The 4,356-nt window shown below is 71.2% G+C and carries 4 protein-coding genes; 3 read left to right on the top strand and 1 reads right to left on the bottom strand.

The genetic code is table 11. The features are described from left to right. Positions 1-70 precede the first annotated feature (70 nt). Positions 71-1,807 (top strand): aspartate--tRNA ligase, encoded by a 1,737-nt coding sequence (gene aspS, locus ACWCSD_RS48725; RefSeq protein WP_358285771.1) that lies wholly within the window; start codon positions 71-73, stop codon positions 1,805-1,807. 59 nt (positions 1,808-1,866) lie between these two features. Here aspS and ACWCSD_RS48720 read toward each other — a convergent pair whose 3' ends face one another. Next, entirely contained in the window at positions 1,867-2,754 is an 888-nt protein-coding gene (locus ACWCSD_RS48720) for a peptidylprolyl isomerase (protein ID WP_387665133.1), read from the bottom strand. 170 nt (positions 2,755-2,924) lie between these two features. On the opposite strand from ACWCSD_RS48720, the gene ACWCSD_RS48715 reads away from it, so the two are divergent. After that, positions 2,925-3,425: a hypothetical protein gene (locus tag ACWCSD_RS48715; protein ID WP_449926000.1), complete on the top strand. Its 501-nt coding sequence runs from the start codon at positions 2,925-2,927 to the stop codon at positions 3,423-3,425. A gap of 69 nt (positions 3,426-3,494) precedes the next feature. After that, positions 3,495-4,356 (top strand): AAA family ATPase (locus ACWCSD_RS48710; RefSeq protein ID WP_449926004.1); only part of this gene is annotated, 862 nt, incomplete at its 3' end.

The raw sequence follows: 4,356 nt of genomic DNA, 5'->3' as shown, positions 1-4,356 counted from the left end.
ACCTGACCACCGCAGAACAGACCCAGGTGCCGCTGGCCCAGGTCGCCGACGTTTTGAAAGGGAAAGTGCAGTGATCCGCACGCATACGGCCGGGTCGCTCCGTGAGGAGCACGCCGGGCAGCAGGTGACGCTCGCAGGATGGGTGGCCCGCCGCCGTGACCACGGCGGCGTTGTCTTCATCGACCTGCGCGACGCCTCCGGCTCGGCGCAGGTGGTCTTCCGCGAGGAGGACCACGCCCACGACCTGCGCGCCGAGTACTGCGTGCAGGTGGTCGGCCAGGTCAGGGTGCGCCCGGAGGGCAACGAGAACCCCGAGCTGCCCACCGGCGCGATCGAGGTCGTGGCCGAGCGGGTCGAGGTGCTGAGCGAGTCCGCGCCGCTGCCGTTCCCCATCGAGGGCAACGTCGGCGTGTCGGAGGAGGCCCGGCTCAAGTACCGCTACCTCGACATCCGCCGCCAGCAGGTCGCCGCCGCCATGCGCACCCGCTCCAAAGCCACCTACCTGGCCAACGAGGTGATGCACGAGCTCGGCTTCGTCTACGTCGAGACCCCGACGCTGACCCGCTCGACCCCCGAGGGCGCGCGCGACTTCCTGGTGCCGGTCCGCCTGCAGCCCGGCAACTGGTACGCCCTGCCGCAGTCGCCCCAGCTGTTCAAGCAGCTCCTCCAGGTCGCCGGCCTGGAGCGCTACTACCAGCTCGCCAAGTGCTACCGCGACGAAGACCTGCGGGCCGACCGCCAGCCCGAGTTCACCCAGATCGACGTCGAGATGTCCTTCGTCGACCAGGAGGACGTCATCGAGGTCGGCGAGAAGCTGGTCGGCCGCCTGTGGCGGGAGATCCTCGGCTACGAGATCCCCATGCCGCTGCCGCGCATGACCTACGCCGACGCCATGGCCCGTTACGGCTCCGACAAGCCCGACCTGCGCTTCGGCCAGGAGCTCGTCGAGATGACCGACTACTTCTCGGCCACCTCCTTCCGCGTGTTCCAGGCCGACTACGTCGGCGCGGTGGTCATGCCGGGCGGCGCCTCGCAGACCCGCAAGGAGCTCGACGGCTGGCAGGAGTGGGCGCGCAGCCGCGGCGCCAAGGGCCTGGCCTACGTGCTGGTCCAGGAGGACGGCACGCTCGGCGGCCCGGTCGCCAAGAACCTGTCGGAGCAGGAGCTGTCCGGCCTGGCCGCCAAGGTCGGCGCCGCCCCCGGTGACGCGATCTTCTTCGCCGCCGGCGCCCGCTCGGCCTCCCGCGACCTGCTGGGCGCGGCCCGCCTGGAGATCGGCCGCCGCTGCGGCCTGATCGACGAGTCGCAGTGGTCGTTCCTGTGGGTGGTCGACGCCCCCATGTTCGAGGAGGACGGCGAGGGCGGCTGGACGGCCGTGCACCACCCGTTCACCGGCCCCAAGCCGGAATGGGCCGACAACTTCCAGGACCACCCGGGCGAGGCCCTGGCCTACGCCTACGACATGGTCTGCAACGGCATGGAGATCGGCGGCGGCTCGATCCGTATCCACCGGGCCGAGATGCAGCAGCGGGTCTTCGACGTGCTCGGCATCTCCAAGGAGGAGGCCGAGAGCAAGTTCGGCTTCCTGCTTGAGGCGTTCAAGTACGGCCCGCCCCCGCACGGCGGCATCGCCTACGGCTGGGACCGGATCTGCATGCTGCTGTCCGGCGGCGACTCGATCCGCGACGTGATCGCGTTCCCGAAGACCGCCTCCGGCTTCGACCCGCTGACCGGCGCGCCGACGCCGATCACGGCCGACCAGCGCAAGGAGGCGGGCGTCGACGCCCAGCCCAAGTCCGAGGCCTGACACGACGACGGCGGGCGCCCCCCTTTCGCAGGGGGGCGCCCGCCGTCGTGTTGCGCGTGCTACCGCACGGTGACGCGCTTGATGATGATCGGGTTCTTCGGCGCGGTCGAGCCGCCGTCGCCCACGATGTCGTCGCCGTTGACGATGACGCCGTCCTTGGCGACCTTCTCGATGATCTCCAGGCCCGAGCGGACCATGCCGAGCACCGAGTACTGCGGCTCCAGCTGGCCGTTCTCGTCCGACAGCGAGATCGCGAACTGGCTGCTGTTCTGCCCCGCCGCGCCGTCGGGCTGGGTCAGGAACACCACGCCCTTGGTGTAGGGCATGCCGACGGCCTCGTCGCCGTACACGTAGCCGGCCGTGCCCTGCCCGTCGGTCGGGTTCCTGCCGTCGGCCTTGGCCTGCGGGTCGCCGCACTGCAGCAGGAACAGGCCGGCCGTCTCCGGGGTCACCAGCCGGTGGCACTTGGTGTTGTTGTAGAAGCCCTTCCTGGCCAGGAACGCCATCGAGTTGACCGAGCACGGGGTCGCGTTCGCGTCGACGTCGATCACGATGTCGCCGTGGTTGGTGCTCACGGTCATCGTCTTGAGCTTGAGGTTGGGCCGCTTGCCCGGCAGACCGACGAACTTGTTGGGCGCGGACTCGTCCCGCTTGTAGGTGCACGACACCTTGCCCGCCTGCTTCGGCGGCGTGGTGCTCGGCAGCGACGTCGGCGCGGGGATGCTGGTGCTGGCGGAGGGCGAGGGCGTGCTCGCCGCCGCGGCCGTCTTCTTGTCGTCGCCCATCAGGGTGGTCGCGGCGAAGATGCCGCCCGCCACCACGACGACGGCCACGCCCGCGCCGATGAAGGTGTTCCGCCTGGCTTTGGCGGTCTGCTCGGCCGCGCGCCTCGCCTGCCGCTCCTTGTGCTCCCGGGCCAGCTCGCTCTGGCGGTCGTCGCCGCTCACCGGTTGTCTCCTTCATCTTTGCCGACACATGACCAAACAACTCCGCGAATGCTACCGGCCCCCGATATGTGCCGGGCGTAAGTGGCGGAAGCCGCAGAGTGGGGCAAGTGAGGAGAGAACCATTTCACAGGTAGATACGTAGTCCAGGTGAGCCCCTCCAAGGAGTGACCGTGTTCGACCAGATCCTCGGCCTGCCGGCCCATCCGCTGATCGTGCACCTCGCCGTGGTGCTGACGCCGCTGCTCGTCCTCGTGGGCGGGGCGTACGCGCTGGCGCCTCGCGTGCGGGCCGTGACGGCGTGGGCGGTGGTGCTGCTGGCCGTGGCCGCCCCCGTGGCGGTCCTGGCGGCCAAGGAGAGCGGGGAGAGCCTCAAGCGGGCCCGCTTCACCGGCGTGGAGGGCCCGCTCGGCGCGCGGGTCGTCGTCCACGAGGGCTTCGCGACCCCGCTGCTGCTGTCGGCGGCCGGGCTCGCCGCCGCCTGCCTGGCCCTGGTGTACGCCACCACCCCCGCGCGCGGCTCGCTCACCCGCGACCGGTTCGGCAGGCCCGTCACGCTGGCGCTGTCGGCGCTGACGGTCGTCCTGGCCGCCGGGGCGGGCTACTTCTGCTTCCGGGCGGGCGACTCCGGGGCCAGGGCCGTGTGGGCCGCGGCGGGTCTGACCGGCGTGTAATCTCGCGTTGTGGATAGCCTGTTCGATTCGGCGGCTGAGGAGGCCACCCCGCAACCCCTCGCGGTGCGGATGCGCCCGCGCACCCTCGACGAGGTGATCGGCCAGCGGCATCTGCTGGGCTCCGGCACCCCGCTGCGGCGGCTGGTCGAGAGCGAGGCCCCCATGTCGCTGTTCTTGTGGGGCCCGCCCGGCACCGGCAAGACGACCCTGGCCTACGTCGTCTCCAACGTCACCAAGCGCCGCTTCGTCGAGATCTCCGCCGTCTCGGCCGGCGTCAAGGATGTGCGCGCCGCCATCGACAACGCCCGCCGCGAGCTGGGCATGAGCGGCCGGCAGACCGTGCTGTTCGTCGACGAGGTCCACCGCTTCAACAAGGCCCAGCAGGACGCGCTGCTGCCGGCGGTGGAGAACCGCTGGGTCACCTTCATCGGCGCCACCACCGAGAACCCGTACTTCTCCGTCATCTCGCCGCTGTTGTCGCGCTCGCTGCTGCTCACTCTGGAGTCGCTGTCCGACGACGACGTGCGCGCGGTCCTGGAGCGGGCGGTGGCCGAGCCGCGCGGCCTGGGCGGGCGGGCCCGGCTCGCGCCCGAGGCCCTCGACCACCTGGTGCGCCTGGCCGGCGGCGACGCGCGCAGGTCGCTGACCTACCTGGAGGCCGCCGCCCTGCTGGCCGACGACATCACCGTCGAGGTGGTGGAGAAGGCCGCCGACAAGGCGGCGGTGCGCTACGACCGCCAGGGCGACCAGCACTACGACGTGATCAGCGCGTTCATCAAGTCGATGCGCGGCTCCGACGCCGACGCGGCCCTCCACTACCTGGCCCGCATGATCGATCTGGGGCGTCCGGGGCTCGTCGGCGGCGGGGCGGGTCCGGCGGTCGTCCTCGATGACGGGGACGGGCTGGGTGTCGACGTCGCGCGTGTCGGTG

Source organism: Nonomuraea sp. NPDC001684 (assembly GCF_053596515.1).
This window is presented reverse-complemented; position numbering and strand designations above follow the sequence as displayed.